Below are 16,577 nucleotides of genomic sequence, written 5' to 3' on the forward strand. Positions count from 1 at the left end.
GCTGTAGAGACCTCTTCCGGCTTATCAGGTATCTCAGTGCCACTCTCAATTGTCATCCAGTGAAGTTCACCTGAAGAAGCGATGACATCTTCGATCTTATCAGCAGTCCCACCCCAAAGTAGATCCCACTTTGGAATCGCCTTCATTCCAACTGATTGCTCCGCGCTCGCATGAGTAGCCATAAATAATAAGCCAATTATGATAACCAACCATGTTTTCCATCGTAATTGATGGATTTGAAGCCATCGTTGCATGTATTCACCTTCCCCCAGATGCCTGTAAGTAATTTACATTATTTTAATTCGACAGGGTTCGGAGCTTTCCTTCTTCGAAAGGTAAACATTCTAAAAACAAAATGAAACACCCACACCAAGCACAAAAAACCATCCCCAAGTAGATCCCTCTACTCGGAAACGGCTCCCCGTCCGATTCGCTGCCTTACAGCTTCAATCGATACATCGCTTTGTTCTCCAACCCGCGGATCATCGGTGTCCACGTCTCAGACTCCGGTGTGATCAGCAGCGTATCCTCGACCATTTGCAGCTTCGCATCCATCGAATCGATGTAATGAAGCGCGACAGCCTCCGGAAGCTGCGGCAGTACAGGACTTCCCCACTCCGGTAAGTTGTGGTGAGACAATACAATATGCTGCAAGCCAATGACAAGGTCCGATTGAAGATCTAGACCCAGATGCAGAGCAGCCTCTGTAATCCAGTTGGAGGCCATAGAGATGTGCCCCAACAACTTCCCTTGCACGCTATAGTCAGAAACGATGCCAAGCTGCGCGATCATTTCCTCTGGCTTCGCGATATCATGAAGGATAATGCCTGCTTTGATCAGGTCAGCATTCAGGAATGGCCGCTGTTTGCAAATAAATTCGCCAAGCTCCAGCATACGCACGATATGATAGGCTAGACCCGCGAAATACGCATGGTGATGCGTTTTGGCAGCAGGATAATGGTCCAGCTTATCCCCGACCTTCGCCACGCAAAACGAGACAATCGACTGAATTGTTGGATTTGAAATATTCGCCAAAACGCTGTTGATTGTATGAATCAGATCCACTGGACTGATCGGTGCAGAGCGGATAAAATCAGTGATTTGCACGCCATCCTCTGGCAGCGCTTTACGAATCTTCCCGATTTTCACTTGCAAGCGTTCGCGGTACATTTGCACGAGTCCCTGTACCTTTACTAAGGTCATCGGGAAAAAGGTCTCTTTATCGGCGATGCTGACGTCCCACATTTTGGCGGATACTTGACCACTCGCATCACAGAGTACAATATCCATAAAATCCTTGGCAGGTGTTGTATTGGTCTGTTTAACTTCCAACTCTTTAATTAAGTAAAAACCCGTAAATTCATCTGGTGCTTGTAGATGTTTAATTAATGTCATGTGTGTGCCTCCAATAATCAATAGAAACATTATACTACGAAATGCCCCCAATTGATTAGTGGCGCACCTAGAAATTTATACCGAATCCATTTACTTTTAACCAGATGTCACATGACATACTCACGAAACACTTCATTTAAATATACATACTTACTTTCTGGATATTTGAAACCGAGAAAGAAGCCGGAGAAATCAATGTGAACAGAGACTAATCTCCGACTCGTTACCTTACTCCGTACCAATTGATTCAACAATACCTCATTCTGCGTATTGATCGCCGTGACCAGAAGTGCCGCGTAACTGGGATTGCAATTGATTTCCCGATATAGCGGAATGACCGCCTTCGCGATCGCACGATTTATCGTAGAGCTGAACGTGAACTGCACCTGACCTGGACGAATCGTCGTCCCGTTGGTGATCACAAGAAGCGGTTTCGGCAATGGGAAATCGACGAACCAACCCACGCCATTGGACGCCAAGGCGGATACAGGTTCTGAGCCGATGACCGAGCGCAGCAGCTTATTCATGCGTGCAATATCGGCCTCCCGTACGGCCTTCGCCCATTGGATGGAAAACGTACGGTTGCTCGCTAGCTTACGGTAGAAGGGCAACATGATCCTAGCAATCTTGCGGATTGCGTATACGCGTTGTTTGATTGGCTTTGTAGCGTGCAAGCTAACTTTCGGATGTAATCTCAGAAGTTTATGATGCTGTCGGCTTATCCCCATCCTGTATCCACTCTCCCCAACAACCTATAGAGTAGACTATTGCTTATGTCGGGGGATGGTGTGGGCTTAGGCTGAAACCTCGATTAACCATTGTTACCAAAGTCAGACGATTTCTTTTTTACTCAACTTCTATAAACGCTTCACGATTACCTCGTCCCTAACCTCATTCCACTCCCAGTTGTAGCCAAACACTTCCGCGAGCTTCGCCCAGCTTACGAGCACAAAATTGTTCAACACATGTACGTCCGCCGATGGAATCGTTCCAGTCCTCCCCATAGAAGAGTATAGGATACGCTTGTTTTCTTCATCGTACGTGGCATCTCCAAGACCAAGTTTCTCGAATGTTTGATTAAGCGGCACCCAAGGGATGCCTGCAATGACAATTGGCTTAATCCCGTTGTAAGTAATCGCTCGACCTTCCAGGCTGATTCGGATAAAGGGCAGATGATGTGCGACTGTATTGCCTTTCAACAACGTAATCAGCCCTTTGTCTAACTCTGTTTTTTCTGCTACAGAAAGATGGGCAATTTTGTCCTTCGCAATTCTGTCATGCAGCTTGATCTGATACTTACTCTCCATCCGTTCATGAAGCCGAGCAATTTCCTCTGGCGTCGTCGACTTCAGGCTTCTCCCTTGCATCTGCGCCATGAGTACACCGATCGTCTCTCCTGCCATTGCCCCGTTCGCCTGAATTCTTACGCTTCCATATGCCACTGCAGTTGCTCCAACAAGCTTCCCTGCGGTGACGACATTGTCATAATCGTGAAGCAAGTAGCTTCGCAGCGGAATGCCATATTTATCCGGTCTGCCGATAGCCAGTCCCTCCCGATTGGAACGCGAGCCTTGAATGTCCATGAAATATCCACCAATACTAACGTTATCCCAGAACATCCGGCCGCTCATCAAATCCGACGCCTGCAGCACGTATTCTGTTGGGTAATGATTAAACTCCCGAACGTACAGATCGTTCGTCTCTCCATCCAGTTCCAACTGCTCGAAGCCAATCATATGCTTGCGTAGATGATCACTTATGAAAGGCATTTCTGCTTTCGCCTGCTGCATCCCCTGTTCGGTCGTTTCCTCCTGACTTGGATCAATGCCATATACCTGTAGCGCGTTGATGATGATTTCCCCATTGCCCTGATTAAGAATATTCAAGCCTCGTAAATTGAGTTCACTCTTATTGTGCAGTTCATAGGCCGCTACGATTGGCGGAAATCCATAGGCGATGTGGGAATTCACATAGCTTTCAGGTCCATATTTATGAGCACGCTCGATCTTATCCATTGCCCAAAAATGAGTTTGAAACTTGTCCCAATCGACTCCTTTAAATTTCATCATGTACGTGCCACTCATATACTCGCGTTCCTTGGTTCCATAAAGTGCTTCCAACCCTGGAAGCGCTTGCACATTGAGTTTGCGAATCAGCGCTGCGTCGTCCGAATTATCAACAACATACGATGGCTTCACAATTCGCTTTTTCCCATCTCCGCCTGTATAAGCAAGAGAAACAACCTTGCCATCCATCACTTTCATGTCTTCCAGCACGGTGTTTTTCTCAAGTGGGATACCATCAATAAGTTTGTGAAAATAATGGGCAAACTCTGTTTTTTTACGAATGCTTCCTTTCGTGTATTGATGGAACAGCTCTTTCATACCGCCTTGCATGAGTGGGGTGCCTTCATCATCGTAAATTCCATCGAGATAAAGCATCTCACCTTGGATGAGTTGGCCACCTAATCTTCCCTTCGTTTCAAGGATAAGTACATCGAGCCCTTCCTGTTTCGCCTTGTGTGCGAGATACATACCTTCGAGCTCTGTCCCCATGACAACTACATCTGGTCGAAAGGATGTAAGCGCATGTAGCGTAAATCCCCCATCACTGTCTCGATGTAGTCCGAAGTAGCCTAAAACTCCACCAACCATAGTAATAAGTACAAGAATGCCGAAGACGATTGTCGATTTCATATGATTGATTAACCAGTTTCTCAAAATTCATCACCCTGCTGCATCGAATATGTTATTTATATGAAGTTAAGCATATCATTAAAGCAGGCGAACATGAAGACAATAGTACTGGCAAGATGAAAAATAATAGTCTGCCTGATCTCGCTTAGTCGCAGGAGATCAGGCAGACTTTTTGGCCAGAAAAAAATTCAGCTAATTCGTCAAGCATCCTCTTTGGTTGTCAAGGGCATTAAAAACAACATTCCGATCAATAAAAACTTTTGCCAATATTTGAGTCGCTTCATGAGGTTTATCTGTTATTCCCCCTCCATCCACTCGGTCACTAAGTCCACAGCCTTCTTAAAGCAGGTTCTACCTTTTGTAATTGAAGCTTGCTTGGCGTTGTCATATTTCCCTTCCAACATCCAATGCGCATTTTGGTCTTTTATGACACCAAATTCTTGCCAAGCTGTATATATCGCATCAAAATAATGACGATCCTTTTCTGTTTTCACTTTTGCTTCAATGTTTTGAAAGCAAATCACTAAATGAGCCTCATTGCTTTCCTTTTTTCGATGCCATGCTTTGATCTTCTCGAACTCACGTGATTCAATCATCGAAACCATCACGGCACGGATCGCCATTGCACATTCCATCCAACAATCCATTTCGATTTGTAGGGGGTGCGTGTCATGTAGCGAGGGTAATCTGAATTGGGAAACAGATGAACGAAGTGACAGACTTTTTAGAGCCGATTCCTGAATATTATCATTAATATCCAACAAGTTTTGTTGTTGCACTTCAACGGATGCCAACACTTCTTCACTACCGGCAGCTACTTGCTGGATCATCGCGGAAGTTTGATTGACAGAATCCGTAATCGATAACGTACTGCCAGTTATCCCTTCTAGTCTTCCGTCGACTTCTCTCATTTCCCCAACGATTTGGACGAGAAACGTCTCTACTTTTTGATATTTGTCTACTGCCGTTTCCAGCGTTAGTACACCAGTTCCTATCGTAACATCTATCTTATTGATAGACTCCCCCAGTACATCAGCGCTTTGGGTCACAGTCCTAATCAACTCTTGAATACCTAAGGTTTCCTGCTTGGTTTGAACCGCTAACTTCGTAATCTCCTTGGCGACAACCGCAAATCCCTTCCCTTGTTCCCCTGCACGCGCTGCTTCAATATTCGCATTTAATGCGAGCAATTGGGTTTGTGAGCTTATTTCTTCAATCAACCTAGTAATATCGGCGATTTTTCCAATGGCCTTGCCAAGACGATCCATCCGTTCTTGCACCTGAACACTTTCACCCGAAATAAAGCGCATTTGTTCCATAGCGGAAGACATTTCCCTTTTCCCTAATGAAACATCTTCTGACAATTCTTCAGATGAACCTACAACGGAACCATTTTTCCCCTTAACCTCCTGAAGAAAGTGATGAATTTTATGCATTTCATCTGCAATGTCGGAAACGTGCTCCGATGCATCCTGCATGCCGACTGCAATTTCGCGGATCGTGCTGGTAACCACTTCAACTTGTTCAGAAACCATCGCAGACTTGCTGCTCGTGTCCTCCATCTTTATATGGAGCTCTCTAGAAGAATGATCAACCGCTCGCACGAGTGATTTTAAACTTCGGATCGTTCTTTTCAAAATCGGAAGCATGGTAGATCTTTCTTTAATTGCCACTCCGTCACTATTCACACGGAAGTCGCCATCCGCTAATTTACTCAGACTGCTTTCAATCTGATTATACTCAGCTACGTGTAATAGCTTGATCATGAGCTAACCCCCCCGTAAATGTATATGTATAATTTCAATAATGTGAAAACAACAAAAAGCCACAAGGCACCCGTTTGGAATGAGATGTCATCGCGGCTTCATTGCCGATTAGCACGATAATATGCTAGAAAAGATTACGATCACAGCGCTGTGATCGTAAGTACATTATAGTCGACATTTGAATTCCATGTCAATATATGTAACATTAAATCGGTTTTTTTGTGAGTTTTCCGCTATCGAGAAAGAAATAAGTGATTTTATGTCATTTTATATTACATTTACATTCACAAACAATTCACCACATATCCCTCGCGCACTTGAATATATTTAATAACAAGCTTTATTTCCCTATGTCTGATTAGCGTTCTGCTTATTATAAACGCCAAGGAGGTGTCCCCATGACAGAGCCCTTATTTATCGTTTCCAAAGAGGATTGGTCACTCCACCGCAAAGGATACCAAGATCAAACCAGACATCAAGAGAAGGTCAAAGATGCCATTAAACAGAACCTTCCTGACCTGGTTACAGATGAAAGCATTGTCATGTCCAACGGTAAACAAGTCGTGAAGGTACCGATAAAAAGCTTGGACGAATACCGCTTCCGCTATAACTTCAACAAAGGCAAGCATGTTGGTCAGGGAGACGGCGACTCACAGGTCGGCGATGTGCTGGGAACAGATCCACAGCCTGCACAGGGTCCAGGTAAAGGAGAAGGCGCGGGGGATCAAGCCGGTGAAGACTATTACGAAGCCCAAGTGAGTATGGAAGAGCTGCAAGCGATGTTATTCTCGGAGCTTGAGCTGCCGAATTTGCAGCAAAAAGAGAAACGAAACATGACGACCACTGAAGTTATTTTCAACGATATTCGTAAAAAAGGGATCATGTCCAACATCGATAAGAAACGTACGATTTTGGAAAATATGCGTCGCAATTCTCGCTCCACCTCGCCAGGTATTCATCACATCAGCCCGGATGATCTTCGTTTCAAAACATGGGAAGAAATCGAGAAACCGCATTCCAATGCGCTTATTATTGCCATGATGGATACCTCTGGTTCCATGGGCTCCTTCGAGAAATACATAGCCCGCAGTTTCTTTTTCTGGATGACCCGCTTCTTGCGTACGAAGTATGAGAATGTTGAAATTGTGTTCATCGCCCATCATACAGAGGCTAAAGAGGTTACAGAGGAAGAGTTCTTCACCAAAGGCGAAAGCGGAGGGACGATCTGCTCTTCTGCCTACCAAACAGCCATCGATATTATTGATAAAAGGTATCCCCCTTCTCAGTTCAATATATATCCGTTTCATTTCTCAGACGGTGACAATTTGACCTCTGATAACGAGCGCTGTGTGAAGCTGATCTCGCAATTAATGGAACGGTCGAACATGTTTGGCTACGGGGAAGTGAATCAATATAATCGCAGCTCTACGCTGATGTCCGCCTTCCGTCATATTAACAATCCGAAATTCCTGCATTACGTCATCCGTGAAAAAGGTGAAGTGTATAAAGCGTTGAAAACCTTTTTCACCAAAAAGGAAGGAGTGCCTGCACAGTGAGTAAATCCGAAATCCAGAAGCTGGAATATGCCATTGATGAAATTACGGAGATCGCGAAAGGCTTTGGGCTCGACTTCTTTCCGATGCGGTACGAAATCTGTCCAGCAGAAATTATTTACACCTTCGGTGCCTATGGGATGCCAACACGATACAGTCACTGGAGTTTCGGAAAAAATTTCCATCGTATGAAAACGCAGTACGACTTTGGACTCAGTAAAATTTACGAATTGGTCATCAATTCGGACCCCTGTTATGCCTTCCTTTTGGACGGAAATTCCCTGATTCAAAATAAACTCATCGTCGCGCACGTGTTGGCTCACTGCGACTTTTTCAAAAATAACGCACGCTTCTCCAAAACAAATCGCAACATGGTAGAGAGCATGTCCGCCACGGCCGAGCGCATTCACCAATATGAAATTCTGTACGGGATCGATGAGGTTGAACAATTCATAGATGCCGTACTTGCCATCCAAGAGCACATTGATCCTGTACTAACGCTAACGTATGGACAAACGCGCAAACGCCAAGAAAATAACAAAGCCGCTACACCAGCGGTGCGGTCGGAAAACACCTACGGATATGAGGATTTATGGGATTTAGATAGCCGAAATAAACCTTTGGTTTCACTGGATAAAGAAGATACGAAGCGTTTCCCGCCTAAGCCCGAGAAGGACATTCTTCTTTTTATTGAAGAGAATGCCCCCTACATGGAAGAATGGCAACGTGATATCTTGACCATGCTGCGCGATGAAATGCTCTACTTCTGGCCGCAGCTCGAAACCAAAATCATGAACGAAGGCTGGGCATCGTACTGGCATCAACACATCCTGCGTGAAATGGACTTGACCGAGGAAGAAACGATCGAATACTCCAAGCTGAACTCCTCCGTCGTTGTTCCTTCTCGCCATTCGTTAAATCCTTATTATTTGGGCGTAAAAATATTTGAAGACATCGAGAAGCACTGGGATGCGCCGACGGAAGAAGAAATTCGCCGGTTCGGGCGGAAGCCTGGCCAAGGCAGGAAGAAGATCTTTGAAGTACGCGAGTACGAATCCGATACCTCGTTCATCCGTAATTATTTAAATAAACCGCTGGTTGAAGAGTTAGACCTGTATGTGTTTGAGAAGAAGGGCCCCGAATGGAAAATTACGGATAAAACGTGGGAAAATACGCGCGATCAGCTTATTTATTCCAGGGTGAATGGCGGTTTTCCCTACATCGTTGTGGAAGACGGGGATTACCAGCGTAACGGCGAGTTGTATTTGAAGCACGCTTTTGAAGGCGTGGAGCTGGATCTGAAGTATGTGGAGCGAACGCTGCCGTATATTTATAAGCTGTGGGGTAAGACCATCCACATGCATACGGTTGTGGAGGATAAGCCGGTGTTATTTAGTTTTGATGGGAAGAAGCATCATCGGCGGTTTTTGTAACTCGGAATGGAAATGATTAAAAACCTCAGCCACCACGATGTCTTCGTGGGAGCTGAGGTTTTTTGTTGCATTAACGGGAATACCTGACCTAACGCGATATTCTGACGATGCTGCGTGATGTAATGCTCTCTACTGGCTGCATCTCGAAACCAAAAACATGACAAAGGCTGGGCTTCATATCTCGCCGGTTTATTGTTCTAATTATCCCAGAATGAACAGCTTGTTCATTGGTACTTGCAAATCTTTAAATGCAATAGACTGGATCGTTTCCTGCTCCGTAAACAGTTGACGTACCTGATAACTACCATCCAGCAGCGAATACACGTGAACTGTTCGGTTTCCCGGATCGACAATCCAATACTCCTGAACACCATACTTCTGATATAAATTAAATTTCTCATTAAAGTCTTTCAATGCGGTGGAAGGGGATAGCACTTCAATGATTACCATTGGAGCACCTTGACAGCCATGTTTTGAGATCTGATCCTTCGAGCACACAACCGAGAGGTCTGGCTGTGTGACATGATCAGGCGACTCATACTCTTCACTTTCGCTAAAAAACACATCAAATGGAGCCACAAACACAAAGCAACTCCGATTCTGAAAGAATGTCCGCAGGGCGAAATGAAGCTCTCCTACAATAAATTGATGCAATGAGGTCGGAGCTGGCGACATATTATAGGCTTTGCCATCAATTAACTCCCATGTTCCGTCCCATGTCTGCCAATCTTGATAGGTATGGATTTTCTTCTCATCCGGATTTGACACAATGTTGGGCCTCCTTCTGATTTCACTATAACATTTATTAATTGTACCATGTTCAAACAAGTCGGTGTTTAATTTTACGCTCATTTATAAGATCAGTATTTCCCAATTAGTAGCAGTTCTTTCCTGTCCTCCACAACAATATTTCCCTACTCCCACTTAAACGTAAACGTAGCCACAATGAAAGACACAACCAGCCAAATGGCCAGCATCAGCCCTTCTTGCCAGAGCTCCCCGAACCCGGCTCCCACATTCATGATCTGCCGAAGGGCGGTGCTGAGCTGGGTAATCGGGATCGATTTCACGATCGGCTGCAAGAATTCCGGCATGCTGGAAACGGAGAAGAACACGCCGCCCAAGAACATGAGCGGGAACGAGATCAGCCCGGAAATGGGCCCAGCGCTCTCCGGGGTTTTGGCCACGCCGGCGATGATAAAACCGATGGACATGAACGTCAATGTACCCATGACGATAAACAGCAGGAGCAGCGGCCACGAGCCGTTCACCTGCGTCCCGAAAATCAAGGTGCCTACAAGCAGCACAATCAAGGCTTGGGCCGTGTTCATCACGAGGCGCGCGGTAATCTGCGCGGCGATGAAGGTTGAGGCCTTCAACGGTGTACTTTGCATACGTCGCAACACACCTCGCTCACGCCAGGAAGCGATTTGCCCCGAGACGCCGTTTAAGTTGTTGGTCATGATCATCATAGCCAGAATACCTGGCACGAGGAAATCAATGTAGCGAAGCTGCAAAGCTTGCACGCCAACGGGCTCTATTTTAACAATTGGAATGTAGTTAGAGATTTGCTTGGAAACATCATCCGCCACCTGCCCGACCGTTTGCAGGCCGATCTGCGCACTCTGTTGGTTGGTTTGATCATAGTAAACCTGAAGGAAGCTCGCCTTAGTGCTATTTGCTCCCTTCAGCCCTACCGCCTGCCCGTAGTTTTTCTGAATAATCACAACTAGCTTCTGATCACCATGTTTCAGCTGCTCTAGCGACTTATCCAAGTCATCGGATGACTTTAGCTTCAATATACTATTCGTTTGAAGTGCCTCCACCATGATCTTGGATTCCGCACTTCGATCCTGGTCAATAACAACGCCATCTATGATGATGTCATTCCCCTTGCCCAGAAAGGAACCGAGCATAATCATGAAGAATAGCGGCATGAATAAGGTGAATACGAGCACTTGTCGATTACGCAAAAACAACCGAAGCTGGCTTAACGTCAATTGGATATAGGTATTCATTCTTCTTTCAAGCTCCTTCCGGTCATGGAAATAAATACATCTTCCAGCGTAGCCGTTCTTGTCTGCAAGTCTGCCAATTGCAATCTGCCGCCAGCGCTTTTCTCAATGAGGTCGATAAGCGATTCTTGCAGTTTATCTGTATAGAGGACGAATACATCCTTGCGCACGTCGATGCCTTTTACTTCACGGATTTCGCGAAGCTCTTCAAGAACCGATTCCTTGTCCGTATCCTCCAAATCTTGCAATCTGAACTCGATTGCACTATCCGATTGCAAGCTGCTCACTAGATTACGAGGCGTATCCAATGCGACGACCTTCCCTTGATCCATTAAACAAATACGATCGCAGAGCACATGCGCTTCTTCCATATAATGTGTGGACAGCACAATCGTTTTTCCTCGCTCCTTCAGCTTCAGAATAATCTCCCATAGCGTTCGTCTTGCTGTCGGATCTAACCCAGTTGTAGGTTCATCCAGAAAAATAACCTTGGGATCGTTGAGCAGAGCAAGACCAATAGCAAGTCTCTGCTTTTGCCCGCCAGAAAGATGCTTTACGCGGCCGTTTCTTTTATCAATTAACGTCATATCTTCTAACAGTGGCTGAATCGGAATTGACTTCGGATAGAAGCTGGCATACATCCTCATAATTTCTTCAACCGTTAACAGCTCGAACAGCGATGTCGACTGAAGCTGAACGCCGATGACTTCCTTGACCTTGCCTAAATCCTTTTGCGTATCATATCCAGCTACAATCGCACGTCCGCCGTCTGGCTTCCGCAGCCCTTCGATCATTTCCATCGTTGTCGTTTTTCCAGCGCCATTAGGACCGAGTAAGCCGAATACCTCGCCTTGATAAACCTGAAAGTTAACGCCTCGCACGGCCTGGAAGGATCCATAATTTTTAATTAAACCATCCGCTTCAATAACAATCTGTGAAGACTCCATCATGCTAGCCCCCTCCGCTCCCAAATTTTGCTTAACTCACCCTATCATACAAAATAAACGGCTACGCCGTCCATCAGAGGACGGAAGCGTTTATGGAAAAATATAGCCAACTTATTAGGTGAAACATATAATTTCTTATATTTTAACAAATGAACGCACAGTTACACTTTCTCACGTAGGACCTTCCCAGACAACTCTATCAGACAAACTCCACTGACAGAACTAGTGGAATTCCGACAACGTCAATCGACGAACTTATTGAGAAAGGTATGATAATCTTAATATCTACTTAATAAACCATTCAGGAGGAGATGTGTTGAAGTGAGAATGAATATTTTATTTAATAAGAAGCCGATTTCTGTTAATTTCGTCGGCACGGATCATAAGTTAATTCCCTCTTTGATCAACGCACTTCGTCATAACAAATTCACCACCATGAATTTAGTTAATTCGTTAGAGCGTGTAGATTTATTTAGCTCGGAAGCGATTTTATATGCCAAAGATGGGAATAAAGCACGTATACCTATTTTCTAGCTCATGACATTACATAGATGTTTCATGACCAACGCCTACGAATGGTAGATTCCTTCGTAGGCGTTTTTTTCGTAGACAAATAGGTATATCTACCTCACTCTTTTCATAGACTAATAGTAAAGAATCCACTACAGCTGGGATGGAGAACTCTATGTCCGTTATCCGCCTTTTCAAAGCGCATGCTGCTCAGCTACTAATCTATCTTCTCATTATGATCATGAGTTTCGTATGGACCTTAATTTGGGGTCTACACACGGCTTCTCAACCGCCTCCAGCGACGAATGCCGTGTATAGCATCCAACCGGCAACGAATGGCGTCGTGCTTCACGTAATCCAAACGTCACCTGAAAACATAGGACTCAAAGCGATTAAAGCCAATGTTACCGATCGACAGGATAATGGGATTAACGGCGGATTTTTCTGGCAAGGATATTTGCTAAGCATCGCAGTGACCAATGATCTGCCTGTTAAGGGGCAACCTGGGGATTACGGCTCAGGCTGGTACAATACGGATCGGAAACGAGGGACGCTCGTATGGGATGAGAAGGCGCAGACCTTTACCGTCCAAATTGTCGAAAATGCGAGCGAGCTCAAGGTGATGGATCGAACGCGTTATTGGGCGCAGGGTGGTGTAAGCATGGGGCTTACGAATCCATTCGGCTGGGCCGAGCAAGCGATCTCGGAAGAAATGCCTGTCATCAATGAGAAGCGCATGCGATCCGGCATCGTGTATGATCGAATGAACAACGTGTATCTCGTCGTAGCGCCAACCCCGTGTACAGGGGAAGAGTTCCGTACAGCGGTACAGGAGCAAGTAGGGGAGAATCAGCTTGTCGATGGGCTTTTCCTTGACGGAGATGGTTCCTCACAGCTGAAGGTCGCGAATTTCTTACTGCCAGGTGATCACCGCGAGGTGTATCAAATGATTGCTTTATTGAAATAATCGGAGGGAGGAAATCTCTTCCCACGCATTGAAAAGAGGAAACCCCGCACAAACGGGCGTTTCCTCTTTGGAATTCCATTTTAAATTTTCATATTAAGAACAACAATCCATTAGAACGTCACGTTATCCGGATCGGGTCCGATACGCTGATTCTTATTCATCGAATCGATCAAAGCCATATCCTCGGCGTTCAATTCAAAATCAAAAATATCTGCATTCTCACGTATCCGATGCTCGGTCACGGACTTCGGAATCGTCACGACGCCATGCTGTATGTCCCAACGCAGCACAATTTGTGCAGCCGATTTCTCGTATTTCGCAGCAAGCTGCGCCAATTCAGGCTGATCTAACTTACCCTGCATAAGCGGGCTCCATGCTTCTAATTGAATGCCCCGTTCACGCGTAAACGTGAGCAGCTCTTTTTGCGAAAGCTCCGGATGATACTCCACTTGATTGACCGCAGGAACAACTCCGGTATCTTCGATCACGTGCTCCAAATGAGAGATTTGAAAATTGCTAACGCCAATTGCACGAACGTGCCCCTCTTTGTAGAGGTGGACCAGCGCTTTCCAAGTTTCCCGATACGTCGCGGACACGGCCCAATGTACCAAATAAAGATCAATCGTTTCCAGCCCAAGCCGCTTACGGCTAGCTTCAAAAGCTTGGAGCGTAGACTCGTAGCCTTGATCCGCATTCCACACCTTCGTGGTTACGAAAATGTCCTCACGCGGCACGCCGCTTTGGCGCAAACCTTCACCGACGCCTTCCTCATTGCGATATACCGCAGCAGTGTCAATGCTTCGATAGCCTAACTGCAAAGCGGTTTGAACCGCTCCGATAACCTCTTGTCCTTCTTTGCTTTTATAAACACCGAGACCCAGCCAAGGCATATGTACACCATTGTTGAGCGTAACTCCTGCTGTAAATGCTTGATTCGCTTGCGTAGACATTGCTAACAACCTCCATCGGAATAAGATTAGAATGAGCGCATCTTTACCGTGTAGCTCATATTAATCATACCACTGAAGTCGGATTTTACCAAAATCTACGTTAGTAGGAGGTAGGAGACAGGAAATCTAAAGACTGGGACTGCTTAATTTTGATGCGCATGAATTAAATCCATTTTCAATTGCCACAAGGCTGCGCTCAAATTGACACGATACACCTCGGGGTTCAGCATCCGCAGATATTGCGGCCAAACCGTTTGCATTTGCTCTGCATGGTAGTCACGAATCGCCTCCAAACTAGGAAGCTCATAGATCAACTTACCGCCCTCAAAAATCGGTTTCAAAAGCGGAATCGCCTCATAATTCTCGATATATTTGAACAGGTACGGATGGATCGGGTCAAATAGCTTAATCCGCGCCCCCTGACGAATATCCACTTCGTCCTGCAAAGCCAAATAGTCAGCTTCCGCTTTGCCTGTCTTCAAGTTCATAATCCGGTAGGCTTCCTTGAAGCCTGGATTCGACACCTTCTCCGGGTTGCCCGAAATCTTAATGACCGGCACGAATTCGCCGTCCTTCTCCCGGGCAACAAGCTTATACACCCCGCCCAGCGCAGGCTGGTCGGCCGCTGTAATCAGCTGGGTGCCAATGCCCCAGCTGTCGATCTTAGCCCCTTGGGCTTTCAGCCCGGCGATGATGTGCTCATCCAAATCATTGGATGCCACAATCTTCACCTCCGGAAAGCCCGCCTCATCCAGCATGCGCCGCGCCTGCTGGGATAAATACGCCAAATCGCCGCTGTCGAGGCGAATGGCGTTCAAGCGCTTGCCGCGGCTCGCGAGCAGCCGCGCCGTAGCAATGGCGTTCGGCACACCGCTGCGCAGCGTGTCGTACGTGTCCACGAGCAGCGTTACCTGCTCGGGTAGGGCCTCGGCATACGCACGGAAGGCTTCCGCTTCCGTATCGTGGGCCTGCACCCATGCGTGAGCATGCGTGCCCTTGGTCGGTATGCCGAACAGCATCCCGGCCCTGAGATTCGATGTCGCGTGGAACCCCGCGATATAGGCCGCTCTTGCGCCCCAGATGGCGGCGTCAGCCTCCTGGGCGCGGCGTGTTCCGAACTCCAGCAGCACATCGTGCGGAGCAACGCCTTTCATACGCGAGGCTTTCGTCGCGATGAGCGTCTGAAAGTTCACGAAGTTCAGAATCGCCGTCTCAACGAGCTGCGCCTCAAAAATACTGCCGATTACGCGAACAAGCGGCACATTCGGGAACACAAGCGTACCCTCAGGTATGGCTTGAATATCGCCTTTGAATGTAAACCCGCGAAGCGCATCGAGGAATTCCTCCTTGTAGTTCTCCTCTTGCATGCGCAAATAGGCGATCTCTTCCTCGCCGAAATGCAGGTTCTGTATATAATGAACCACCCGCGCAAGCCCTGCGAAGACCGCATAGCCCCCATCAAAAGGCAGCTTACGGAAATACACCTCGAACACAGCTCTCTCCGTATGCGACCCCTGCAGCCAGTGGGCGTACATCATGTTAATTTGATATTTATCCGTATGTAGCGTTAAGTTATTCATCGCATTCATCGTGTGCCAATTCATCTTTATCATCCTCCCGCTAGCCCATCAGATATCGTCCCATCCAATTGCGCATTCCTTGTTAATTTTTCCAATCCCGTACAACCTTAGCCCCTAGCGAATGTTCAAAATGCCTCAATGCCCACGCGTGACCTTGCTCAGCAAAGCTAGCAACCGCATCCTCATGAATCGTGAGGGAGAAACCTTTATTATACGCATCTACCGCCGTATGTAAGACACAAATATCTGTACACACGCCCGCTAGATGAATCTCCTGAATACCTCTAGCTCTGAGCTGTAATTCAAGATCTGTCCCGCAGAACGCACTGTATCTCGTTTTATCCATCCAATAAATGTTTTCCTTGTGCTCTTCATGTAATTCTTTTAGACGACCATAGAGCTCCCGCCCCTCCGTATCGCGTAAATTGTGAGGTGGGAACAAAATCGTCTCAGGGTGATAAGGGTCTCCTTCCTCATGCAAATCTATCGCCATCACGACAAAGTCCTTTTCGGTCAGAAAGCTTTTGCTTAGCTCACACAACCGAGCTTCAATCGCGACAGCTGGATCCCCGCAGGGCAGCTTTCCTATTACGAAATCTACCGTATAATCAATAAGAATGAGGGCCTTCATGTTCATCACCCCTTATATTGTATAAATAATATTATTACAATGACTTTATCAGTAGTTAAAAAGAAAAGCCTAACTGTAAATCAACAGCTGAGGCACATGTTCGGCAACTCCGATGCGCCTATTTAATATTGTCA

General features: G+C 46.3%; 15 protein-coding genes. 4 read left to right on the top strand and 11 right to left on the bottom strand.

Annotated elements, in window-relative coordinates; translation table 11 throughout:
• The 5 genes from AC1DVJ_RS17845 to AC1DVJ_RS17865 form a co-directional block, all read right to left on the bottom strand.
• A partial coding sequence (locus tag AC1DVJ_RS17845) for a hypothetical protein (RefSeq protein WP_477592585.1) occupies nucleotides 1–254 on the bottom strand: 254 nt, incomplete at its 3' end.
• A gap of 184 nt (nucleotides 255–438) precedes the next feature.
• On the bottom strand, nucleotides 439–1,395 hold the full coding sequence (locus tag AC1DVJ_RS17850; protein ID WP_477592586.1) for a 3'-5' exoribonuclease YhaM family protein: 957 nt from the start codon (nucleotides 1,393–1,395) through the stop codon (nucleotides 439–441).
• Between the two features lie 107 nt (nucleotides 1,396–1,502).
• A complete protein-coding gene (locus tag AC1DVJ_RS17855; protein WP_477592587.1) occupies nucleotides 1,503–2,123 on the bottom strand; it encodes a hypothetical protein in 621 nt (206 codons plus the stop codon).
• Between the two features lie 129 nt (nucleotides 2,124–2,252).
• Complete coding sequence (locus AC1DVJ_RS17860; RefSeq protein WP_477592588.1) at nucleotides 2,253–4,115, bottom strand: FAD-dependent oxidoreductase; 1,863 nt, start codon at nucleotides 4,113–4,115, stop codon at nucleotides 2,253–2,255.
• 272 nt (nucleotides 4,116–4,387) lie between these two features.
• Nucleotides 4,388–5,857: a methyl-accepting chemotaxis protein gene (locus tag AC1DVJ_RS17865; protein WP_477592589.1), complete on the bottom strand. Its 1,470-nt coding sequence runs from the start codon at nucleotides 5,855–5,857 to the stop codon at nucleotides 4,388–4,390.
• A 398-nt stretch (nucleotides 5,858–6,255) separates the two neighbouring features.
• Between AC1DVJ_RS17865 and yhbH the strand changes: the two genes are divergently transcribed.
• Both yhbH and AC1DVJ_RS17875 read left to right on the top strand, forming a co-directional pair.
• On the top strand, nucleotides 6,256–7,413 hold the full coding sequence (gene yhbH, locus AC1DVJ_RS17870; RefSeq protein WP_477592590.1) for a sporulation protein YhbH: 1,158 nt from the start codon (nucleotides 6,256–6,258) through the stop codon (nucleotides 7,411–7,413).
• Nucleotides 7,410–8,843, top strand: coding sequence for a SpoVR family protein (locus AC1DVJ_RS17875; protein ID WP_477592591.1), 1,434 nt, complete (start codon nucleotides 7,410–7,412; stop codon nucleotides 8,841–8,843). Before yhbH ends, AC1DVJ_RS17875 begins: the two co-directional genes overlap by 4 nt.
• Before the next feature lie 201 nt (nucleotides 8,844–9,044).
• On the opposite strand, the gene AC1DVJ_RS17880 is transcribed toward AC1DVJ_RS17875, so the two are convergent.
• The 3 genes from AC1DVJ_RS17880 to AC1DVJ_RS17890 all read right to left on the bottom strand — a co-directional run bounded on the left by AC1DVJ_RS17880 (nucleotide 9,045) and on the right by AC1DVJ_RS17890 (nucleotide 11,808).
• The gene (locus tag AC1DVJ_RS17880) at nucleotides 9,045–9,611 is read right to left on the bottom strand and encodes a Uma2 family endonuclease (protein ID WP_477592592.1); all 567 of its coding nucleotides are present in this window, start codon (nucleotides 9,609–9,611) and stop codon (nucleotides 9,045–9,047) included.
• Between the two features lie 146 nt (nucleotides 9,612–9,757).
• Entirely contained in the window at nucleotides 9,758–10,861 is a 1,104-nt protein-coding gene (locus tag AC1DVJ_RS17885; protein WP_477592593.1) for an ABC transporter permease, read from the bottom strand.
• Complete coding sequence (locus AC1DVJ_RS17890; RefSeq protein WP_477592594.1) at nucleotides 10,858–11,808, bottom strand: ABC transporter ATP-binding protein; 951 nt, start codon at nucleotides 11,806–11,808, stop codon at nucleotides 10,858–10,860. Before AC1DVJ_RS17890 ends, AC1DVJ_RS17885 begins: the two co-directional genes overlap by 4 nt.
• Before the next feature lie 318 nt (nucleotides 11,809–12,126).
• Here AC1DVJ_RS17890 and AC1DVJ_RS17895 point away from each other — a divergent pair, with 318 nt between their 5' ends.
• The gene (locus AC1DVJ_RS17895; protein ID WP_173111184.1) at nucleotides 12,127–12,339 is read left to right on the top strand and encodes a hypothetical protein; all 213 of its coding nucleotides are present in this window, start codon (nucleotides 12,127–12,129) and stop codon (nucleotides 12,337–12,339) included.
• A 151-nt stretch (nucleotides 12,340–12,490) separates the two neighbouring features.
• A complete protein-coding gene (locus AC1DVJ_RS17900) occupies nucleotides 12,491–13,282 on the top strand; it encodes a hypothetical protein (protein ID WP_477592595.1) in 792 nt (263 codons plus the stop codon).
• 110 nt (nucleotides 13,283–13,392) lie between these two features.
• On the opposite strand, the gene AC1DVJ_RS17905 is transcribed toward AC1DVJ_RS17900, so the two are convergent.
• From AC1DVJ_RS17905 to AC1DVJ_RS17915, 3 genes are all read right to left on the bottom strand, one after another.
• A complete protein-coding gene (locus AC1DVJ_RS17905) occupies nucleotides 13,393–14,232 on the bottom strand; it encodes an aldo/keto reductase (RefSeq protein WP_477592596.1) in 840 nt (279 codons plus the stop codon).
• 143 nt (nucleotides 14,233–14,375) lie between these two features.
• Nucleotides 14,376–15,836, bottom strand: coding sequence for a nicotinate phosphoribosyltransferase (locus AC1DVJ_RS17910; protein WP_477592597.1), 1,461 nt, complete (start codon nucleotides 15,834–15,836; stop codon nucleotides 14,376–14,378).
• A 58-nt stretch (nucleotides 15,837–15,894) separates the two neighbouring features.
• Nucleotides 15,895–16,443 (bottom strand): cysteine hydrolase family protein, encoded by a 549-nt coding sequence (locus tag AC1DVJ_RS17915; RefSeq protein ID WP_477592598.1) that lies wholly within the window; start codon nucleotides 16,441–16,443, stop codon nucleotides 15,895–15,897.
• Nucleotides 16,444–16,577: the final 134 nt, after the last annotated feature.

The sequence above is a fragment of the Paenibacillus sp. P4_A9 genome, from assembly GCF_056402415.1.

Coding starts and splice junctions, on each gene's coding strand:
- AC1DVJ_RS17850 (WP_477592586.1), bottom strand. CDS start 1,395: ATGACATTAATTAAACATCTACAAGCACCAGATGAATTTACGGGTTTT.
- AC1DVJ_RS17855 (WP_477592587.1), bottom strand. CDS start 2,123: ATGGGGATAAGCCGACAGCATCATAAACTTCTGAGATTACATCCGAAA.
- AC1DVJ_RS17865 (WP_477592589.1), bottom strand. CDS start 5,857: ATGATCAAGCTATTACACGTAGCTGAGTATAATCAGATTGAAAGCAGT.
- yhbH (WP_477592590.1), top strand. CDS start 6,256: ATGACAGAGCCCTTATTTATCGTTTCCAAAGAGGATTGGTCACTCCAC.
- AC1DVJ_RS17885 (WP_477592593.1), bottom strand. CDS start 10,861: ATGAATACCTATATCCAATTGACGTTAAGCCAGCTTCGGTTGTTTTTG.
- AC1DVJ_RS17890 (WP_477592594.1), bottom strand. CDS start 11,808: ATGATGGAGTCTTCACAGATTGTTATTGAAGCGGATGGTTTAATTAAA.
- AC1DVJ_RS17900 (WP_477592595.1), top strand. CDS start 12,491: ATGTCCGTTATCCGCCTTTTCAAAGCGCATGCTGCTCAGCTACTAATC.
- AC1DVJ_RS17905 (WP_477592596.1), bottom strand. CDS start 14,232: ATGTCTACGCAAGCGAATCAAGCATTTACAGCAGGAGTTACGCTCAAC.
- AC1DVJ_RS17910 (WP_477592597.1), bottom strand. CDS start 15,836: ATGAATTGGCACACGATGAATGCGATGAATAACTTAACGCTACATACG.
- AC1DVJ_RS17915 (WP_477592598.1), bottom strand. CDS start 16,443: ATGAAGGCCCTCATTCTTATTGATTATACGGTAGATTTCGTAATAGGA.